The sequence below is a fragment of the Psychroflexus salinarum genome (assembly GCF_042677225.1).
Taxonomy (GTDB): Bacteria; Bacteroidota; Bacteroidia; order Flavobacteriales; family Flavobacteriaceae; genus Psychroflexus; species Psychroflexus salinarum.
Genome location: NZ_JBHTIV010000003.1, coordinates 85,440 through 106,836 on the forward strand (window position 1 = coordinate 85,440; position 21,397 = coordinate 106,836).

The following is a 21,397-nucleotide window of genomic DNA, read 5'->3' on the forward strand; positions in this document are numbered from 1 at the left end:
AAGTATTATTTCCAGCCTACTTTATCAAAAATAATAACAGCTTCTTTATTATTTCTGCCAAGTTCGTTTAGTGATAATTTGTCTTCTTTAAAATCTCCCCATTGCTTCAATATATCTGAAGGCTCAACATTTGGATTTACAGGATACTCATAGTTAGATCCTGCAAATATATTTTGAGCTTCTTCTTTCAATAGGAATTCAATAAATTGAATAGCATTTTCTTTGTTTGGAGAATATTTAGCAACACCAATACCACTCACATTAATATGTGTTCCTGTTGTTTCTTGGTTTGGGAAAAATATATTAACACTATTTCCAGCTTTTAATTCATCCTCATCTTCAGAATTTAAAAGTTTTCCAATATAATAGGTGTTCACAATAGCTAAATTCCCAACACCATTAGCTACTGCTTTTACCTGATCCCGATCATTACCTTTAGGTGACCTAGCCATGTTATTAACTATGCCCTGGGCCCAATTTTCTGCATACTCTTGACCTTTATTAGCTATAATAGAGGCTAAAAGAGACTGATTATAAATATTAGAAGAACTCCTAACAAGTATTTCATTTTTCCATTTATCTGAAGTTAAATCTTCATATGTAGATAATTGAGTGGAGTCTATATTTTCTTTAGAATAAGCAATCACTCTAGCTCTTTTGGTCAATCCAACCCAGTGTCCATCTTCATCCTTTAAATAGCTGGGTACAATAGAATCTATAAGAGATGAAGAAATCGGTTGTAGTAAATCTTGAGATTTAGCTCTGTAAAGTCGACCTGCATCTACAGTTATAAGTACATCAGCAGGAGACTGCTTACCTTCAAGACTCATTTTTTGTATCAATTCATCAGCACTGGCATTCACTATATTGAGTTTGATGTTAGTTTCTTTCTCAAACTGTTTAAAAAGCTCCTGGTCAGATTCGTAATGTCTATGAGTATAAACAGTGAGTTCGTTAATTTTTTCGTCTTTTTTGTCTTCAGACTTGCAGCCTAATACAATCGTAAAAGCGAATAATAAATAAAATAATTTTTGCATGACTTTTTTTTACAAATTTAATTATCTAAACTTATTTAGACTTATTATTGATAATTTTTTTTAGCAAAAAAAAGGTCTCGACTAAGAGACCTATAAATACTTAATGTGTTTACTTATAAAGCAGCAACGTGTTTTGTTAACTGAGATTTTAAGTTAGCAGCCTTGTTATCATGAATGATGTTGTTTTTAGCCAACTTATCAATCATAGAAATGATCTCAGGAAGACTTTTAGCTGCTTCAGATTTATCTTCAGTAGCTTTCAATCTTTTAATGGCATTACGAGCCGTTTTGTGCTGATAACGATTTCTTAAGCGCTTTGCTTCGTTGCTTCTTATTCTTTTTAATGCTGATTTATGATTAGCCATAACTTTCTAAATATAAAATTTTAATAGTAGTCCGTAGGGGAATCGAACCCCTGTTACCAGGATGAAAACCTGGCGTCCTAACCCCTAGACGAACGGACCGTGTTAATAATGTATGATATGAACTTTTAAACTTGTAGTCCGTAGGGGAATCGAACCCCTGTTACCAGGATGAAAACCTGGCGTCCTAACCCCTAGACGAACGGACCATTAAATTTGCGAGTGCAAAAATAACTAATTATTTAAATTGCGCAAATGTTTTTCTGAAAAAAAATCAATAAGCTTTAGCAAATAATACCCGTTGAGAAGAAAAGTTGCCTGTTAACACGCATTTTCCGCTTTCTTTAGAGCTTTCCAAAGGTATGCATCGAATTGTAGCTTTTGTAATATCTTTAATTTTTTCTTCAGTTACTGTAGTTCCATCCCAATGTGCAGAAATAAAACCACCTTTGTTTTCTAAGGTTTCTTTAAAGTCTTCAAAAGAATCAACTTCAGTAATGTGATCGTCTCTAAATGTTTTTGCTTTGTTGAACAATTCCTGTTGTATTTCTTTTAAAAGGTTTTCAACGAGATCTTCTATTCCTTCTTGATTTTCAAATGTTTTAGAAAGAGTGTCTCTTCTTGCAAGTTCTACACTTCCCTTTTCAAGATCTTTTGGGCCAATAGCAATTCTGAGAGGAATTCCTTTTAGCTCGTACTCTGCAAATTTCCAACCTGGCTTATGAGTTGTTCTATTGTCAAATTTTACACGTATTCCTTTAGTCTTTAATGCATCAGCAATGGCATTTGCTTTTTCAGAAATAAGCTGTAATTGTTCTTCATTTTTGAATATGGGTACAATAACAACTTGAATTGGAGCTAAGTTTGGAGGTAAAACCAATCCATTATCATCTGAGTGTGTCATTACCAAAGCGCCCATCAATCTAGTAGAAACTCCCCAGCTAGTTGCCCAAACGTACTCCTGCTTGCCTTGATCTGATGTGAATTTCACATCGAAAGCTTTGGCAAAATTTTCACCTAGAAAATGAGAAGTTCCTGCTTGAAGTGCTTTTCCGTCTTGCATCATAGCTTCGATACAATAAGTCTCAACAGCTCCTGCAAATCGTTCACTTTCAGACTTCAATCCCTGAACTACAGGTATAGCTAAATAGTTTTCAGCAAAATCAGCATATAACGAATTAATGAGTTCTGCCTCTTCAATTGCTTCCTTTTTTGTGGCATGAGCAGTATGACCTTCCTGCCATAAAAATTCTGTGGTTCTTAAAAATAGTCTGGTTCTCATTTCCCATCTTACAACATTGGCCCACTGGTTAATCTTAAGAGGAAGGTCTCTGTAAGACTCTATCCACCCTTTAAAAGTATTCCATATTAAAGCCTCTGAGGTTGGTCTTACGACCAGTTCTTCATCTAACTTAGCCTCTGGGTCTACCCTTAGTTTTCCCGGACGATCAGGATCGTTCTGTAATCTATAGTGTGTTACTACGGCACATTCTTTTGCAAATCCTTCAGCATTTTTTTCTTCAGCTTCAAAAAGAGATTTTGGGACAAAGAGAGGGAAATAAGCGTTTTCATGCCCAGTTTCTTTAAATTTTTTGTCCAATTCGGCTTGCATCTTTTCCCAAATGGCAAAACCATAAGGTTTTATGGTCATACATCCTCTTACGGCTGAGTTTTCTGCTAAATCAGCTTTTACTACCAATTCATTATACCACTTGGAGTAATCTTCTTTTCTACTTGTTAAGCTCTTTCCCATTATATTTCGTTTGGCACAAATGTTGTACCTCTGTTAATGATTATTTAGTTAGCACAAAACTAACTAAATTTGATAATAGTAATAATAAAAACCACAAGTTATGATACAATCAAACAAAATTTTGAATTCTATAGCATTAGGAATGTTATCTGTGGTTTTCTTGACTTCGTGTTCATCTTACAGAAATGTAAATTCTACTTCTGATGGAATTTATGGATCTAGCGTTCCTTCGGAGACTAGAAAATCTGTTTCCAACGAAAATACTTCTCAACGAAAATCAAACGCAGAAGAAAATTTAAATAAGCAAATTCAAACTTATTCAAAGTTTTTTCAAGATCAAGGACAGATGATTTCTGAAGCTAGAAATTCTAATAACGAAGTATTCACAAATATTGATAATTATTCTTCTGATGATGGGATTTATACAGAAGAAGAAAAATATTATGAAGAGCCAATTTATAATGGTAATAACGCAGGCTGGGGATCAAATCCTACGTCGGTAAGTGTTAATTATATAAATAATGGTTTCTACGGTCCTGGTTTTGGCTGGGGTGGTTTTGGCAGCCCATTCTTTGGTGGAGGTTTTTACGGTCCTGGCTGGGGCTGGGGTGGTTTCGGAAACCCTTACTTTGGTGGTGGCTTTTATGGTCCTGGATGGAGCTGGGGAGGTTTCGGATACGGTGGCTTCTACGGTTCAAGATGGGGCTGGGGAGGATTTGGCTTCGGTAACCCTTATTATGGGGGTTTTTACGGAGGATACTATGGAAGAGGTTATAATGGTATTGCTTTCAACAGGAATAACAGGTATGGCAATGTTTATAGTAGAAATACCAGATCTCAGTTATCTTACGGAAGTGTAAATTCAAGGTCGAATGTATCTCGAGCTAATTCTAGCAGAAGCAACGTGTCCAGAGCATCTAGTAACAGATCAAACGTTAGCAGAAGTACAAGAACCAACTCTTCAAGATATTCTAACAGGATAAATAATTCAAGAAATGTTGGGGCTAGAACATCTGGTAATTACTCGAGATCTAGAATAAGAAATTCTAGAAATGTAGATGCTAGATCTAGATCAAATTCTACATACAGAAATACATCTTCTAGAGCAAGATCATATAATAACTCATCTTCTAGAACAGGCAGAAGCAGTGGAGTAAGATCTTCATCAAACAGATCTTCTAGAAGTAGTGGTGTAAGAAGTTCAAGAAGTAGTTCAAGAAGCTCTTCCGCAAGAAGTAGTGGTAGCAGCAGTAGGTCTTCTGGAAGTAGAAGTTCTGGCGGAAGATCTTCGGGTGGTAGAAGTTCTGGAAGAGGATAATAAACAATCAAAACAATTTTAATGAAAAGATTAATAGTTATATTTTTATTTATAAGTGTCAATGTGTTTTCTCAAGATATCACAGATGCTTTAAGGTTTTCTACTAATGAAGTGAACGGTACGGCTAGATATACCGCAATGGGTGGTGCCTTTGGTGCTTTAGGTGGTGATATTTCAGCAATAAATATTAATCCGGCAAGCTCTGCAGTTTTTTTGAATAATAAGTTTTCAGGGTCACTAGACTTAAAAACTATTAATAATGATGCATTTTATGGTGGAGGTTTTAATACTTCATCAGATTCAGATTTTGATCTTAATCAGTTAGGAGCTGTATTTGTTTTTACAACAAATAATAAGGATGCTTTGTTCAATAAACTTACATTAGGTTTTTCATATAATAGAACAAACAATTATGATAATGAATATTTTGTAAACGGAACAAATTCTCAGAGTATTTCAAATTACTTTTTAAGCAATGCTCAAGGTGTTCCTTTAGATTTACTTCAACCTCTTTCAGGTGAAACTCCAAGACAATTATATCGTTTTCTAGGTGAAAATAATGACTTTGTCGCTCAACAGGCTTTTTTAGGCTATGAAACATTCATTATTGATGCTGCTAATCCTTCAGATTTAGATAATAATCAGTATATATCCAATGTTTTTGGATCAAATTATAGTCAAACTTATTCAGAGGAAACTACAGGGAATTCTGGAAAGTACACAGTGAACGGAGGGGGAATGATTGGAGATAGAATTCATCTTGGGTTGAATTTGAATTTTCATTTTATGGATTACAGAAGAACAACCCTTTTTGACGAATTTAACTCAGGTTCTGGAGTGACAGATATTTTCTTTGATAATGAGTTAAGAACTAGAGGAAGTGGGTTTTCATTTCAGCTGGGTGGAATCGCAAAAATCACAAAAGAGTGGAGGGTAGGTTTTACTTACGATTCCCCGACATGGATGAATATTTCTGAAGAACTTATGCAAAGAATAGAAACGGTAAGAGTTTCAGAACAGGTTGCTATATTGGATCCTGATGTTCTTAATATTTATCCAGATTATAATTTCAAAACTCCGGGCCGATTATCATTAAGTACAGCTTACGTTTTTGGCGGTTCTGGGTTGATAAGCTTTGATTATAGTTATAAAGATTTCACGGCTATGGAATTTACATCAAGTAATTTCGATTTTCAAAATCAAGAAATTTCAAACTTAATGACAAGTGCTTCTACATATAATATTGGTGGTGAATATAGAATTCAAAACACAAGTTTAAGAGCTGGATACTTTATCAAAGAGAGTCCTTATCTAGACGAAAATTTTCTTGGAGAAACTACGGGTTATTCTTTTGGTTTAGGTTATAATTTCGGAAACACTACGTTGGATTTTTCATATCAGCGAGTAGAACAGGATAGACAGGGTATATTGTATTTTACAGGCTTGTCACAAGAATCTGATATACAGAGTTTCATGAATAATTATATGTTGACGCTTTCATTTAACCTATAGTATTAAACTTTTGAGAAGTTTTTATTATTACATATATTTCAAAATCCTATTTTCGCTAAAAAAAATAAATGGACATTTTTTTAGTAATCATAGGATTTATTCTTTTGGTAGTTGGAGGTGAGTTTTTAGTTAGGTCTTCTGTTGCTCTGTCTTTAAGATTCAACATTTCGAAAATGATTATCGGTTTAACGGTTGTTTCATTTGCAACTTCAACTCCAGAGCTTCTAGTGAGCCTACAAGCTGCTTTATCTGGATTTTCTGATATTTCACTTGGAAACGTTATTGGATCGAATATTGCCAATATTGGCTTTGTCCTTGGCTTAACTGCTGTTATTTCTTCGATAGATACAGATAAAGAATTTTTGAAATTTAATTTTCCAGTGATGATTCTTTTATCTGGATTGCTTTATTTATTTCTATATACTGGAAGCCAAATATCAAGAGTAGAGGGGGTAGCTTTATTGATTGTCATTTTTATTTTCATTTTGATTTTAATTCAAAAAGCCTTAAAAGGTCAAGTTGAGGGTTCTGGAGGAGTGGATGCAACTTTAAATTATACTTCAATATTCAAAATAATTTTGTGGCTTCTTATTGGTGCTGCTGGATTATATTTTGGTTCAGAATGGTTAGTTGATGGGGCTGTTGGTCTGGCAGAATCCTTTGATGTGAGTGAACGGATAATTTCTGTAACAATGATCGCAATCGGAACAAGTGTTCCAGAACTAGCCGCTTCTGTAATAGCGGCGCTAAAAAAAGAAAAAGGAATCTCATTAGGTAACTTAGTAGGCTCAAATATTTTTAATATAGGTTCCGTAATTGGCTTCACTGCATTAATTCAACCTATTTCTCTTCAGTCAGAAGAAGTGTTAACAAATGATATATTGTGGATGATAGGGTTCTCGTTTGTACTTCTCCCATTAGTTTTTTTACCTCCAAAACATACAATATCAAGATATAAAGGGGGGCTTATCTTTTTGACTTATATTTTATTTATTCTACTTACTTTCATAAATAAATAGAGGGGTTTTTGTTTTAAAAGTGTATTTTTTAAAATTTAACCCCCTAAATTTTATGTCATATTCTAAAATTAGTTACTTTTGATTGAATTCTAAATTTAATTCATCATGGCAATTTTAAGATTCAATGCTTTAAAAGAATCACTTGATAGAACACCAGTAAAAATTCAAGAAGACGAACGTCGTTCTGATCTTTTTGGTAGAAATGTGTTTAATCAAAAGGCAATGCGCCAGTATCTTACTAAAGATTCATTTGAAAGTTTAAAAAGTACAATTGAAAACGGAACAAAAATAGATCGTTCTCTGGCTGATAACATTTCAACCGGGATGAAAGAATGGGCAATCTCAAAAGGAGCTACGCATTATACACACTGGTTTCAGCCTCTTACAGGTTCTACTGCGGAAAAGCATGATGCATTTTTTGAAACAATTGATGATGGAGACGCGATGGAAAAATTCAATGGTTCTCAGCTAGTTCAGCAAGAACCTGATGCATCTAGTTTACCGCATGGTGGTATTAGAAATACATTTGAAGCTAGAGGTTATACAGCCTGGGATCCATCTTCACCAGCGTTTCTTTGGGGATCAACCTTATGTATTCCTACGATATTTGTTTCATACACAGGAGAAGCTTTAGATTATAAAACTCCTTTATTACGTTCAATTTCAGCATTAGATAAAGCTGCTACAGATGTAGCAAAGTATTTTGATAAAAAAATAAATAAAGTCATAACGACACTTGGCTGGGAACAAGAATATTTCTTGGTTGATTCCGCACTGGCATCCACTCGTCCGGATCTTATGATGTCTGGAAGGACTTTAATAGGTCATTCTCCTGCAAAAGGACAGCAGCTTGATGATCATTATTTTGGATCTATTCCTAGTCGCGTTCTTAATTATATGCGGGATTTGGAAAAAGAATGTATGTTATTGGGGATTCCTGTTAAAACAAGACATAACGAAGTAGCACCGAATCAATTTGAACTTGCTCCTATTTTTGAGGAGGTTAATCTTGCTGTCGATCACAATTCATTATTAATGGATGTGATGGACAAAGTAGCTGAACGCCACCACTTTAAAGTATTATTTCACGAAAAACCTTTTCAAGGTGTAAATGGTAGTGGAAAGCATAATAACTGGTCTTTAGCAACAGATACAGGTTCCAATTTGTTAAGCCCAGGTAAGACTCCTATGAAAAACATGAGGTTCCTCACGTTTTTTATAAATACTATAAAAGCTTTTTACGAAAATGAAGAGCTTATAAGAGCAACTATAGCTTCAGCTTCAAATGACCATAGACTCGGAGCAAATGAAGCTCCGCCGGCTGTAATGTCTGTCTTTATAGGATCACAGCTTACCAAAGTACTTGATGAACTTGAAAAAGTAACTGATGGTAAACTTTCTCCTCAGGAAAAAACCGAGTTAAAACTGAATGTTGTCGGTAAAATTCCAGAGATCTTGATGGATAATACTGATAGAAACAGAACTTCACCTTTTGCCTTTACTGGTAATAAATTTGAATTAAGAGCTGTAGGTTCTACAGCTAACTGTGCTGATCCAATGACTGTATTAAATGCAATAGTTACTAAGCAGCTGAAAGAGTTTAAAGTGGAGGTAGACGATCTTATCTCTGATAAAAAGATGAAAAAAGATGATGCTATATTCAATGTATTAAGAGAATATATAAAGGCATCTAAAAAAATAAGATTTGAAGGAGACGGTTATGGTGAAGCTTGGGAGAAAGAAGCAAAAAAGCGTGGTTTAAGTAATTATAGGACCACCCCTGAAGCACTTAAGGCAAAAATTTCTAAAAAGGCGATTGATCTGTTTGGTGAATTGAACATCATGAATGAAACTGAAATCAAAGCTAGATATGAAATAGAAATTGAAGATTATTCTAAACATATTCAAATTGAAGGCAGAGTTCTAGGTGATATTGCAAGAAACCACATAATTCCTACTGCTATCAAGTATCAAAATATCCTTATAGAGAATGTGAAAGGTTTGAAAGAAATATATGGTCCAAATTTCAAAGATCAAGCTAAACAACAGATGAGTATTATAGAATCTATTTCAGATCATATTGAGAAGATTAACGAAGAAGTAGATCAAATGATTGCAGAAAGAAAGAAAGCAAATGCTATGGAAGATCCAACTGAAAAAGCTTACGCTTACTGTAATCAAGTAAAACCTTTTTTTGATGATATTCGTTACCATTGTGATAAGCTAGAATTACTTGTAGATAATGAAATCTGGCCTATGACTAAGTATAGAGAACTTTTATTTACCAAATAATTAATAGAATATACTTCTGCAAAATCCCAGTCTTGGATAATTATCAAGACTGGGTTATTTTTTTATAAATTTGCCATAAATTTTTTAAAATGAGTAATCAAGATAGATATGCAAAAAGAGGAGTCTCTTCTCAAAAAGAGGATGTCCACAAAGCCATAAAAAATATTGATAAAGGGCTTTTTCCACGAGCTTTTTGTAAGATTATTCCAGATCATCTTACTGGGAGTGAAGATCATTGTGTAGTAATGCACGCAGATGGAGCTGGTACAAAATCTTCGCTTGCTTATCTTTATTGGAAGGAAACAGGAGACTTATCTGTTTGGAAAGGAATAGCGCAAGATGCTTTAATAATGAATATTGATGACCTGCTTTGTGTTGGAGCAGTAGATCATATTTTGGTATCTTCCACGATAGGGAGGAATAAAAATTTGATTCCTGGTGAAGTAATTGCTGAAATCATAAATGGTACCGAAAACCTGGTTAATGAGCTTAAGAAGCATGGTGTTAATATTTATACTACAGGCGGTGAAACTGCAGATGTAGGTGATTTGGTAAGAACTATTATCGTAGACTCTACAGTAACTGCAAGGATGCATAAAGATGAAGTTATTGATAATGCTCATATAAAACCAGGTAATGTAATTGTTGGACTTTCTTCTTCGGGTAAAGCAACCTATGAAACCGAATATAATGGTGGTATGGGAAGTAATGGATTAACTTCAGCTCGACATGATGTTTTAAACCATGAGTTAGCTGAGAAATACCCTGAATCATTTGATCCAGATGTTCCTAAAGATTTGATTTATTCAGGTACAAAATCTCTAACAGAAAATATTTCAGAAGACCTTCCAGATGTTGGTAAACTGATTTTATCTCCCACACGAACTTATGCTCCAATAGTAAAAAGAGTTTTTGAAAAAATAGGTAGAAAGTCTATAAGCGGTATGGTCCATTGTAGTGGAGGGGCTCAAACTAAAATACTTCATTTTGTAGAAAATTTGCATATTATAAAAGATAATATGTTTGATGTTCCGCCGTTATTTAAGCTTATACAAGAGGAAAGTCAAACAGACTGGAGAGAGATGTATCAGGTCTTTAACATGGGACATAGATTGGAATTTTATGTTGATGAATCTTTCGCTAGTGATATTATAGAGATCTCTAAAAGTTTCAATGTTGATGCAAAAATAGTAGGTAGAGTAGAAGCTTCAGAAAAGAAATCACTTAGCATTTCTTCAGATTATGGTCATTTCGATTATCAATAAATTTTAATGAAACGAGTTTTAGTAGTTCTATTTTTTCTGGGCTCTATTGCCCATGGATACTCTCAATCTTTTGGTGAAATCATTGATGTAGAACCTATTGGTGATAATATTTTTCCAATAGGAGCTATACCTCTTATTAAAACAAGCTTAGACCTGGTTGATAAATATGAATTCACCTATAATGAGTTGGTTCCAAGAACTGGTCGATCTAGCTTTTGGGAATCTGTGAATAAGTTCACATTGGATGTAAGTGAAGTCGCCTTTGTAAACTGGAACGCTGGAGGAGCTAATTCAGTATCTGGGCTTTATGGAATGAACTTAGTTAGAACTTACAGAAATGACGGCTTTAGATGGGATAACCAGTTTCGATTTAGATATGGGATAAACCAACAGGAAAGTCAAGAGTTACGTAAAACTGATGATGATTTGGAGTTTAGTTCTTCGTTTGGTTATGAAGTTTCCAAAAATTCTAAGTGGTTTTATACAGGTAAATTTAGATTTAAAACTCAAGTTGCTAGAGGGTATGATTATCCAGATACTGAGGTTTCAATTTCGGAATTTATGGCTCCTGGTTACATCTTTCTTGGTGCTGGAGCCAAATATGTTGAAAGTACAGGCAAATTTGAGTTATACCTCTCTCCTGTAACTCAAAAATCGACGTTTGTGTTAAATCAACGCCTAGCAAATCAAGGCGCATTTGGAGTGAGAGAAGCTGTAAGAGATAATCAAGGGGAGATTATAAAAGAAGGTGAAACCTCCAGAAATGAGCTTGGTATTCTAGTTACAAATGAGTTTGAACAAAAGATTTTTGATAGTACTATTTTGACAAGTAGATTAAGTCTTTATACAGATTATTTAAATAATTTTGGGAATATTGATATAGATTGGGAACTTGTTTTCGATTTTAAAATCAATAGTTTTATGAGAGCTAGTCTTGGTGCTCACATTAGATATGATGATGATATCAAAGTAAAAAATGAATTAGAAGATGGGACGCTTTCAAGGGGAAGTCCTAAAATTCAACTCAAGCAACAATTAGGTATTGGGATTGTTATTGACTTATAAATGTTCTGTATAACTAAGATTAAGGCGGTTTTGAAGTAAAAAAATCCCTAGAATTCACTTAAATTCGCATCACATTAAATAGATATGCTAGATAAATTAAATTTTATAAAACAACGTTTTGATGAGGTTAGTGATTTGATCATTCAGCCAGATATTATGTCTAATCAAAAACGTTATGTAGAGCTTTCCAAAGAGTATAAAGACCTCAAGGCAATCATGGATGAACGTGAAGTTTATGTTGAATTGAAAAATAACCTTGAAGAAGCAGAGGAGATTATTTCAAATGAATCTGATTCTGAAATGGTTGATATGGCGAAGCTTCAATATGAAGAAGCTAAGGATGAATTACCGAAATTGGAAGAGAAAATCAGAATGATGCTCATTCCAAAAGATCCTGAAGACGCTAAGAATGCTGTTGTAGAAGTAAGGGCAGGTGCAGGAGGAGATGAGGCTAGTATTTTTGCTGGTGATATTTTCAGAATGTTATCCAAATACTGCGAAAACAAAGGCTGGAAAGTAGATGTTGTTGACTACAGTGAGGGAACAAATGGTGGCTATAAAGAAATTCAATTTGAAGTTTCTGGAGAAGATGTTTATGGGACTTTGAAGTATGAAGCCGGTGTTCATCGTGTGCAACGTGTTCCACAAACGGAGACTCAGGGACGTGTCCACACAAGTGCAGCTACGGTGATGGTTTTTCCTGAGGCTGAAGAGTTCGATATAGAAGTAAATCCTAAAGATGTTCGTATTGATTATTTCTGTTCTTCTGGACCAGGAGGTCAATCTGTAAACACTACATATTCAGCTGTCAGGTTGACTCACGAACCTACTGGTATCGTGGCTCAGTGTCAGGATCAGAAATCTCAACATAAAAACAAAGAAAAAGCTTTTAGGGTTTTACGTTCAAGACTTTATGAAATGGAACTTGCAAAAAAGCAGGCTGAAGATGCGGAAAAGCGTGGTACTATGGTCACAAGTGGCGATAGAAGTGCGAAAATAAGAACTTATAATTATGCTCAAAGCCGCGTCACCGATCATAGAATCAATTTAACCCTATATGATCTAGATAACATCATCAACGGTGATATTGAAAAAATAATTAACGAGTTGAAACTTGTTGACAATACTGAGAAGCTAAAAAACATTTCTGACGACTTATAGAAATTAATGGACATTCAAAATCTAATTCAACAGATCGAAAAGAAAAGATCTATGCTTTGCATAGGCTTGGATGTGGATTTAGAAAAAATACCTAAACACCTTCTTAATCTTGAAGATCCTATTTTTGAATTCAACAAGAAAATCATTGAGGCTACTCAAGAGTATTGTATAGGTTATAAGCCAAATACTGCTTTTTATGAAGCATACGGGATAAAAGGATGGAAAGCTCTTAAAAAAACTATAGATTACTTAAACGAATTTTATCCAGAGCAATTTACAATTGCTGATGCAAAACGAGGAGACATTGGCAATACTTCCACAATGTATGCAAAAGCTTTTTTTGAAGATTTAAACTTTGATTCTGTTACTGTTGCACCATATATGGGAAGAGATTCGGTAGAACCTTTTTTAAAATTTGATAAAAAACATACAATCTTACTGGGACTAACTTCAAATCAAGGATCAGAAGATTTTCAGTTTTTGAAATCAAATGATATGCTGTTATTTGAAAGTGTTTTAAGAAAATCTCAGGCTTGGGCAAACAGTAAACAATTGATGTATGTCATTGGAGCTACTAAAGCAAGTCATTTAAAGACAATTAGATCAATTATACCAGAAAGTTTTTTACTCATACCAGGAGTTGGTGCTCAGGGTGGGTCAATAAAAGGTGTCTGTGAGTTTGGACTAAATGATAATTACGGATTGATAATTAATTCATCCAGAGGAATAATCTATGCTTCAAATCAAGAGGACTTTGCAGAAAAGGCTGGATTGAAAGCTAAAGCAATGCAAAAAGAAATGGAATATTATATAAAGTAAAAAAGCTTATGCATTTAAATGCATAAGCTTTTTTATAAAATCAATGTAGTTTTTGACTACATTTCTTCTTTAGTTTCTTCAGCTGCATCTTCCATAGCGTCACCAGTTTCTTCAGCAGCGTCTTCCATAGCGTCACCAGCATCATCTGCAGCATCTTCTACAGCATCTCCTGTTTCTTCCATAGTTTCTTCTACTTCTTCACCAGCTTTTTCAGCATCGCTTTTTTGTTCTCTACAGCTTACAACTCCTAAACCAAGCAGTGCAGCCATAGTGATAGATAAAATTGATTTTTTCATTTGTTTTGATTTTAGATTAAGGGTCAAAAGTATAGAAATTTCTTAAATATTTTAAAAATTACCTGGGTTTTTTATTATTTCTTTCGAGCGATTGATATGGTTGTCAAGTGTTTCCTTTTTCATCTTTTTAAGGAGACTCATCATCATGTTCATTCTTTGATTGTTTTTAAAATGCTTTTGTTTCTCATGTAAAAAATTCCAGTATAAGTTATTGAAAGGACAGGCATCGTCCCCTTCTTTTTTACTGACAGAATACTTACAGGACTTGCAGTAATTTCCCATTTTGTTGATGTAACTTCCACTAGAAACATAAGGCTTTGTGGCCACAATCCCTCCGTCTGCAAACTGGCTCATACCTCTAGTGTTTGTCAATTCAACCCACTCAATGGCATCAATATAGACTCCGAGATACCAGGCATCAACTTCATCAGGATCTGTCATAGTGAGTAAGGCGAAGTTCCCCAAGATCATAAGTCTCTGGATATGGTGAGCATATGCATCATCCAGACTTTGGTTGACTGAGTGCTTTAGACAATTCATATCTGTTTCTCCCGTCCAGTAAAAATCTGGAAGTTTATTGGTGTTTTGCAATTCATTTTTGGACTTATAGCCAGGCATTTCTTTCCAGTAAACTCCTCTCATAAATTCTCTCCAACCCAATATTTGTCTTATAAAGCCTTCAATTTGAGAAATATTAATATCATCCTTATGCTCATAGTAGTAATCTAATGTTGTTTCTATAACTTCTTTTGGAGAGAGCATTTTACTATTCATTGCAAAAGACAGTCTGGAATGAAATAAAAACTTTTGATCGGTGTGAAGTGCATCTTCATAGTCTCCAAAATGAACCAGCAGATTTTTACAGAAATAATCTAGAACATCCAGACATTCTTCTCTAGATATTGGCCATGGGAACTTGTTTTTGTCTATTCTTCCTATGGTTTTTATGTCCATGGCTTCTATTTGGTTTAAAACTGCTTCCATATCTCTGTCAAATGTTTTTGCTTTTGGTATGCCTGGCTTTCCTGTCCATTTTTTTCGATTACTTTTATCGTAATTCCATTTTCCTCCCTCAGGTTTTTTATCGTCCAGCATCATGATGCCATGCTTTTTGCGCATGTCTCTGTAAAAGTACTCCATGGTCATTTCTTTCTTGCCTTCAAAGAACGCTTCAATGTCTTCTCTTTTGGTATAGAAATGCTCTGTGTCATAGGCTTTACTAGAAATATCAAGCTTGTTGCAGAAGGTTTTTAATTTAATATCAAGTCTATATTCATCAGGATATAAGTATTCAAAATGCTCAATATTTTCCTGCTCTATGATTTTATTGAGGTTGGATGGTAAATCCTGTTCGTTATTTTTATCATCTATTTCATAATAAATAACCTGGTGCCCATTCTCTTTCAACTCGTTTGCAAAGTTTCTCATTGATAAGAAAAAAGCTACAACTTTCTGTATATGATGTTTGACGTAGCCAGTTTCCTGCTTGGTTTCTGCCATGAAATAAACGACATCATCGCTTTTTTCTTTAAACCAGGAGTGTTCAGGATTAAGCTGGTCACCCAGTATAAATCTTAATGTTTTTTTCATTTTTCAATAGAATTTATGATTAAAAAATTTATGTTGAACTTTTACTTCTCCTTAGTTTAATTCATGAATCAAGTCTTGAGCTTGGTCGTATTCCATAGCATCCTCCGTAATAAGTTCTAAATAGACTTTTGTTATTTCATAATCGCCCTGTTTAAGTTTGCTTAAGGCTGCATACCATCTTACTTGGTTGGAATAAGCATTTGGCGATTCTAAAATAGGCTTTAAAGTAGAATCAGCTTCTTTAAACTTATCTTGCTCAATTAAGGAAATGGAAAGGTAAAGTTGAAGCTCTATATTCTTGGGTTCATCTTTAAGTATTGATTTAAAAAGTGGTATGGCCTCTTTGTAGTTTTCGGTATTAAAGGCTTTTTCAGCTTTCTTTTTTAGAGGCTGGTTGCTACCTCTCACAGTTAAGTTTATCTCAGGATGGTCTGCAAAATCTTCATATTGTGGAGTGGAAGAGAACCATTGTGAATAAAACACACCCATAATGACCAGTAGTGATGCGGCAATAGCGAGTTTCCAGGGTTTGAAATATCTTGTTTTATGAAGGGCTACTTTATTGGTTTCAGAATAGGAGTGACTTATTTTGCTGAGGTTTTGCTTAAAAGCTTCCCGTTCTTGAGCATTCGAGAATTTATGACTTAAAAAATTGGAAGTAGATTGGTAGAGCTCAAAAGCCTCTCGAAAATCTTGATCTTCTTTTAAACGCTTTTCAAAATTAGCTTTTTGGCCTTCATCTAACTCATTGCTGAGATAGTCTTCAAATAAAATATAGTCACGATCTTCCATCGAATCAAGTTTTTAGGTTCTGATATGCAGGTGAATCCTGTATCATTCTTGTTAATTTCCCTATACACAGCGATTTCTTTTTCCGGGCATATCCGTAAGTTAAATCAAGTGCCTTAGCGACTTCTTCCATTGAATTTAATTGAAAACTGGTAGTCAACAAGGTTTTACAAGCTTCTCCTAGTTTTTGAAACATGTCATCAAAAAGATGTTGCTGCGTTTCTGTATGCTCGGTATCTAAAACCAATTCCTGTACGGGTTCATGGTTAGATACAATTTCTTCATTAATTGTTACCTGTTTTAAGGATGATTTTTTTAAAATATTGATCCATTTTCGTTTGCAAAGCAAGAAGAAATAAGCATCAAAAGGACAAGTGAGTTGTAAGTTTTTAGATTTTGCCTGATCATAAATTACCACAAGAACCTCTTGAATCAAATCCTGAGCTTGGTCTTGGTTACCACTGTTCTTACAGACATAGCCGATGACTTTGGGTGCAAATTTGTCATAAATAGATTGTATGATAAACGAATTATTTTGCACCAGGCCATCTATATATTTTTGATCGTCGTGTAATTTAGAATCGCTCATCGCATTCAATTTATCCAACGAAAATATCAAAGTTTTTCCATTCGAAAGCCAGAATCCATTTTTAAATACAAACCTATCTTCATATTAAAGACATAACACACCTAAAAGATGTTTCCATATTTCACATCTACCCTGTTTTTAGCTTAAGTGAATTTTACCTCTCAGTTCTTATGATCACTATCCTTTAAATTTTTTCAGAAAAAAATCAATATTAATGGGTAACAAATTTAAACCGATGTTGATATAAGGGTGAATAACAAAATTAGAAACCTAAAAATTTAGAACTCATGAAAAATTTAAAACACACATTCGCCATTTTAGTAGCAACCATTTTTGTGTTCACAAGCTGTGAAACTACCGACGACGTAGATCCGCCGATTTCAAACCCTTTCAATCCTCCCACTGCCGAAGCTTATTCTAATTTGAAGGACGAGGCTAAAGCATTAATTACAGAATTTAAAACCTTTAATGCTGAAGATGGTTTAAACTTCATCTCTTCTAATGGAGTAGATATTACACTACCCCCTAACAGTTTAACTTTAAATGGTGATGTAGTCAGTGGAGAAGTAGAGCTTGAATACAAAGAAATTTTTGATCGTGGAACCATGCTTTCCACTAATAAAACTACGATGGGAAGACATCCTAACGGAGATAAGTCTTTGCTTATTTCTGGAGGGGAATTCTATATAAATGCTATTCAAAATGGAGAGCAATTGGAATTAAACGCCGATATATCTTTAGTTATTCCTTCTGGTTTAACTGGCGGTGGAGATCAAAATATGACACTTTGGGATGGAGAAGTGGATGAAAATGATAATTTAACCTGGGAGGAAGAAGAGCAAGATCCAGCTGGTAGAGGAGGTGTGTTTTTAGAAGGCGATGGAGCCAACGGTAACTATTATGCCTATTTCGATAGTTTTGGCTGGACTAATGTCGATCGTTTTTATAATGACCCAAGACCTAAAACTATGATTCTTGTGGATGTTCCAGATGGATTTGACAATACAAATAGCGCTGTATATCTGTCTTACGATGGTGAAGGCAACAATGCATTAGCTAACTTAGATACATACGACCCGAATACCGAACTGTTTTCTGAGCATTATGGACAAATTCCAGTGGGTTTGGAAATGCATATCATTTTTGCTACCGAAGATGATGGTCAATGGAGATATGCTATTAAAGGAGTGACTGTTGCAGAAAATGATGTTTACTCATTTACTATGTCAGAAACCACATTAGGAAGTTTACAACAAATGACAGATGCTATCAATGATTTGCCATAAACAATTGAATTACAATTCATCTGATTTTTAAAATCTAAGCCATTGGACATTGACTCCAATGGCTTTTGAATTGAAGGCCTGTCTGACTTTTAAAAACTTAAAAAAAAACAAAAAAGGGGGTAACAACTATAAGGTCATATTGATATAAGGGTGAATAACAAAATTAGAAACCTTAAAAATTTAGAACTCATGAAAAATTTAAAACACACATTCGCCATTTTTGCAGTATCGATATTTACATTTACTAGTTGTGAAATGAATGACGATGTAGATTCCTTTATGCCTCCAAGCTATGAGGATTTTAGAAATATTCAGGACAATGCATTTAATGACCTCAAACAAAATGCCTCTTTTAATGCAGAAGACGGCATCAATTTCCAGTCAGACGCTGGCGTATCACTTTCTATTTCACCCAACTGTCTTACATTGAATGGTAATGCAGTGACTGGTGAAGTTGACTTGGAATTTGTAGAAGTATTTGACCGTGGTAACATGCTTACCACTAATGCGACCACCGTTGGAGAAGATGCAAACGGTGACAAAGGACAACTGATTTCTGGTGGTGAGTTTCATATTAAAGCCTACCAAAACGGGGAAGAACTAGATTTTGATGAATTTTGTGGAATGATGTTAGAAGTTCCGTCCTCTATTACTGGCGGTGAAGTTGACGGTATGGGACCGTTCGTTGGTGAAATTGATGAAAACGATAACTTGGTTTGGTTGCCACAAAACACTGAGTTTTGGGTGAATCCTGATAATGGAAACACTTACAATGCGTTTGTTGAAAATTTTGGCTGGTTCAATTGTGATGTATTTATCGCAGATCCAGACCCTAAAACCGAGATTCAAATCGCTGTTCCACAAGGCTTTGATGGTAGCAACTCTTCTGTGTATTTAGCTAGAGTAGGGGAAACCAGTAGCTTAGCCTTTATTTATGGCGAATTTCCCATAGGATTGGAAGCTCATGTCATTTTCTTATCTGAACAAGATGGTGAGTTTTTATACGCGATTCAAACCATTACTGTAGAAGATGGGCAGCAAGTCTTATTCACACAGGAAGACCTCAGTATAGCCTCAACAGAGGATTTAACACAAACCATTAATAATTTGCCTTAAACTTCAAAATCAGGTGAAAACTTTGTCCTAACCTGTAAATTAAAGTGATGGTTCTGTAAAGTTACCATCACTTTTCTATATATTTAAATTCCAGAACTTATGATAACAATGAATTCAAAATTCCTTTTTCTTGTTTTAAGCTTTTGCTCCATGTCTTTTTGGGCTCAGCAAACCAGCTCTTCAGATTCTCTGGTTCGTCAGGTTGAGGTAGAACATGACGTAATGGAAAATACAGTTGAATTTACGCCAGAAACTCCACCGCTTATTCAAGTTGCAGGCGCGCCTAAGGCTTATTATTCCTATTATTGGGAGTTTGGAGATGGCCATTTCAGCAAAGATTCACTTCCAAAACACGTTTATGAAAAACCAGGTGAGTATGAGGCTCAACTCTGGGTGACTAATCATTACGACAATGGAAAAACTCCTGCCACTAGACCGCAAAAGGTGAAGGTGAATAAAGCCACAACAGATTATAAGGAAAAGGCCTCGATGACTAGTGATATCGATATAATCCGCAATCGAGACCCCATCCCTGAGGAAGATATTGTCGTTGTAATGCGGTATAAAAATCCTAAAAACTACACCACTTCTGGTCAGCTTTATTTATTTTATAACGAGCAGAAATACAAAGCTGATAATTTCGAGCTTACAGATATCCGAACACATCATGGTGAGCAACAAAAGCAAGATATACCCCTTGCGTTTTCTGGGGTAACAGAAGAAAATGAAACTTTACTCGCTTCAGCGCAAAATGAAATCCTCCAACTTACAAAGAAATGGAAGGATAGCACCGAAAAAATCAATTTGCCGCTGACCCTCGAAGAGTCTAAAGCCTATTATAGAGATTATCAATTTTTTGAGTTTGACGATATGCAACCGGGTGAAGAACGCAATATGTTTTTTACATTACGAACTACCCCAGAAATGCTTAAAGATACAAGTGCTATCGTAACGGTAAGAAGCGTTTATGTTCCCGATCGTCAGTTTGATACGCATAAGGTCAAGGATATGGAAATGGAAATTGTCACATCCCACGATCCTAATAAAATGTCCTCCAATGCCACGGTGATGAACTATAGGTTAGCCCGTTTTAAAACCTTTAAGTTCAAAACTAAATTTCAAAACAATGGAGAAGGCCCGGCTACAACCATTCGATTGGAAACCGAAATCCCTGAGATGTTTGATACAAGCAGTATCGAAATTTTAGATACGTATCCGGAGTGTCCAATATGTCCTAAGAATAAAGAGGTTTTTTATAGTTGTATTGATACCACCTTTACGCGTCAGAAAGCTATTTTTACGTTTAAAAAAATCTACCTGCCTGGTACGGAGCAGAAGAGTGTAACCGAAATCGATTCCACAAAAGGATTTGTCAAGTACAAAATCAAGCTTGCCAAAGATTTTCATAAAAAAACAACGCGAACGCGCACCGACATTTATTTTGATAAAAATGACCCTATCACCACCAATTATGCAACCACGCGGTTTTTGCCTGGACTTTCTATAGGTGCAAAGGCGGGTTATATCATGAGTCCAAGCCTAAATAATCACGAGGAATATTTTGTGGGAGCCACCTTTTCTCCTTACAAATCTTATCGCGGCTATTTACAAGCCGAGTTGATAATTTCTGCCAATTCCTTTGATGAGCTAAATCAATTTACAGAAGAAACGCCAACAGCCGACGGTTTTGTAGAAATCTATGATATTGAGCAGTTTAGAGAGCATCAAAATATTTCCTTCTACCTTGTTCCTGCGTCTTACCGCTATAATTTGAACAACGTTTTGGCCTTGGGTACGGGCGTTCAGTTAAAACTTGATTTGAGTAGTGAAGTGGAAGAAGAAAATACAGGAGAATATAGTCTTTTTATCCCATCTGAAGGGTTTACAATACGTGATGAGACTAAAGATTTTACTAGTGTCAATACCCAAACCACTAGTTTAGATAACTTTCAGGCTGGAGCATTTGTTGGCTTTAATATAGGTGTTGCTCGCATAGGGCCTAGTGCCGGCGTTCGATATGTGTATAATTTGAACGCTCCACATAATCAACTACAATTTTATGCAATTTGGAAATTTTAATTTGGGCGTTACCCTTTCCCAATTCAAAATTGGGAAAGGGTCGGGCTAT

At 35.0% G+C, this 21,397-nt stretch carries 18 protein-coding genes and 2 tRNA genes; 11 read left to right on the forward strand and 9 right to left on the reverse strand.

What is annotated here, in order from left to right; genetic code table 11:
* Positions 1-5 precede the first annotated feature (5 nt).
* From ACFQ0R_RS01765 to proS, 5 genes are all read right to left on the reverse strand, one after another.
* A complete protein-coding gene (locus ACFQ0R_RS01765; protein ID WP_379656652.1) occupies positions 6-1,037 on the reverse strand; it encodes a Fe(3+) ABC transporter substrate-binding protein in 1,032 nt (343 codons plus the stop codon).
* Positions 1,038-1,150: 113 nt separating this feature from the next.
* A complete protein-coding gene (gene rpsT, locus ACFQ0R_RS01770; RefSeq protein WP_379656653.1) occupies positions 1,151-1,402 on the reverse strand; it encodes a 30S ribosomal protein S20 in 252 nt (83 codons plus the stop codon).
* Between the two features lie 27 nt (positions 1,403-1,429).
* Positions 1,430-1,501: transfer RNA gene (locus ACFQ0R_RS01775), tRNA-Glu, on the reverse strand.
* A gap of 35 nt (positions 1,502-1,536) precedes the next feature.
* Positions 1,537-1,608 (reverse strand) — tRNA-Glu (locus ACFQ0R_RS01780).
* Between the two features lie 65 nt (positions 1,609-1,673).
* Positions 1,674-3,152 (reverse strand): proline--tRNA ligase, encoded by a 1,479-nt coding sequence (gene proS / locus ACFQ0R_RS01785; protein WP_379656654.1) that lies wholly within the window; start codon positions 3,150-3,152, stop codon positions 1,674-1,676.
* A gap of 100 nt (positions 3,153-3,252) precedes the next feature.
* On the opposite strand from proS, the gene ACFQ0R_RS01790 reads away from it, so the two are divergent.
* From ACFQ0R_RS01790 to pyrF, 8 genes are all read left to right on the forward strand, one after another.
* Positions 3,253-4,470 (forward strand): hypothetical protein, encoded by a 1,218-nt coding sequence (locus ACFQ0R_RS01790; RefSeq protein ID WP_379656655.1) that lies wholly within the window; start codon positions 3,253-3,255, stop codon positions 4,468-4,470.
* Between the two features lie 21 nt (positions 4,471-4,491).
* Positions 4,492-5,982, forward strand: coding sequence for an OmpP1/FadL family transporter (locus tag ACFQ0R_RS01795; RefSeq protein ID WP_379656656.1), 1,491 nt, complete (start codon positions 4,492-4,494; stop codon positions 5,980-5,982).
* 68 nt (positions 5,983-6,050) lie between these two features.
* Complete coding sequence (locus ACFQ0R_RS01800) at positions 6,051-7,001, forward strand: calcium/sodium antiporter (RefSeq protein ID WP_379656657.1); 951 nt, start codon at positions 6,051-6,053, stop codon at positions 6,999-7,001.
* A gap of 105 nt (positions 7,002-7,106) precedes the next feature.
* Positions 7,107-9,293, forward strand: coding sequence for a glutamine synthetase III family protein (locus tag ACFQ0R_RS01805; RefSeq protein ID WP_379656658.1), 2,187 nt, complete (start codon positions 7,107-7,109; stop codon positions 9,291-9,293).
* An 89-nt stretch (positions 9,294-9,382) separates the two neighbouring features.
* Positions 9,383-10,558: an AIR synthase related protein gene (locus ACFQ0R_RS01810; protein ID WP_379656659.1), complete on the forward strand. Its 1,176-nt coding sequence runs from the start codon at positions 9,383-9,385 to the stop codon at positions 10,556-10,558.
* A 6-nt stretch (positions 10,559-10,564) separates the two neighbouring features.
* The gene (locus ACFQ0R_RS01815) at positions 10,565-11,623 is read left to right on the forward strand and encodes a DUF3078 domain-containing protein (protein WP_379656660.1); all 1,059 of its coding nucleotides are present in this window, start codon (positions 10,565-10,567) and stop codon (positions 11,621-11,623) included.
* 84 nt (positions 11,624-11,707) lie between these two features.
* Positions 11,708-12,784: a peptide chain release factor 1 gene (gene prfA / locus ACFQ0R_RS01820; protein ID WP_379656661.1), complete on the forward strand. Its 1,077-nt coding sequence runs from the start codon at positions 11,708-11,710 to the stop codon at positions 12,782-12,784.
* 6 nt (positions 12,785-12,790) lie between these two features.
* Positions 12,791-13,603 carry an orotidine-5'-phosphate decarboxylase gene (gene pyrF / locus ACFQ0R_RS01825; protein ID WP_379656662.1) on the forward strand — a complete coding sequence of 271 codons (813 nt, stop codon included), beginning with the start codon at positions 12,791-12,793 and terminating at the stop codon, positions 13,601-13,603.
* A gap of 56 nt (positions 13,604-13,659) precedes the next feature.
* Here pyrF and ACFQ0R_RS01830 read toward each other — a convergent pair whose 3' ends face one another.
* The 4 genes from ACFQ0R_RS01830 to ACFQ0R_RS01845 are packed head-to-tail and all read right to left on the reverse strand — an operon-like array spanning position 13,660 to position 16,867.
* Positions 13,660-13,899: a hypothetical protein gene (locus ACFQ0R_RS01830; RefSeq protein ID WP_379656663.1), complete on the reverse strand. Its 240-nt coding sequence runs from the start codon at positions 13,897-13,899 to the stop codon at positions 13,660-13,662.
* A gap of 51 nt (positions 13,900-13,950) precedes the next feature.
* Entirely contained in the window at positions 13,951-15,489 is a 1,539-nt protein-coding gene (locus ACFQ0R_RS01835) for a cryptochrome/photolyase family protein (protein ID WP_379656664.1), read from the reverse strand.
* Positions 15,490-15,540: 51 nt separating this feature from the next.
* On the reverse strand, positions 15,541-16,281 hold the full coding sequence (locus ACFQ0R_RS01840) for a tetratricopeptide repeat protein (protein ID WP_379656665.1): 741 nt from the start codon (positions 16,279-16,281) through the stop codon (positions 15,541-15,543).
* 4 nt (positions 16,282-16,285) lie between these two features.
* Positions 16,286-16,867, reverse strand: coding sequence for an RNA polymerase sigma factor (locus ACFQ0R_RS01845; RefSeq protein WP_379656666.1), 582 nt, complete (start codon positions 16,865-16,867; stop codon positions 16,286-16,288).
* A gap of 287 nt (positions 16,868-17,154) precedes the next feature.
* Between ACFQ0R_RS01845 and ACFQ0R_RS01850 the strand changes: the two genes are divergently transcribed.
* The 3 genes from ACFQ0R_RS01850 (at position 17,155) to ACFQ0R_RS01860 (ending at position 21,348) form a co-directional block, all read left to right on the forward strand.
* Positions 17,155-18,153: a hypothetical protein gene (locus ACFQ0R_RS01850; protein ID WP_379656667.1), complete on the forward strand. Its 999-nt coding sequence runs from the start codon at positions 17,155-17,157 to the stop codon at positions 18,151-18,153.
* 189 nt (positions 18,154-18,342) lie between these two features.
* Positions 18,343-19,269: a hypothetical protein gene (locus ACFQ0R_RS01855; protein WP_379656668.1), complete on the forward strand. Its 927-nt coding sequence runs from the start codon at positions 18,343-18,345 to the stop codon at positions 19,267-19,269.
* Positions 19,270-19,368: 99 nt separating this feature from the next.
* Positions 19,369-21,348, forward strand: coding sequence for a PKD domain-containing protein (locus ACFQ0R_RS01860; protein ID WP_449314336.1), 1,980 nt, complete (start codon positions 19,369-19,371; stop codon positions 21,346-21,348).
* Positions 21,349-21,397: the final 49 nt, after the last annotated feature.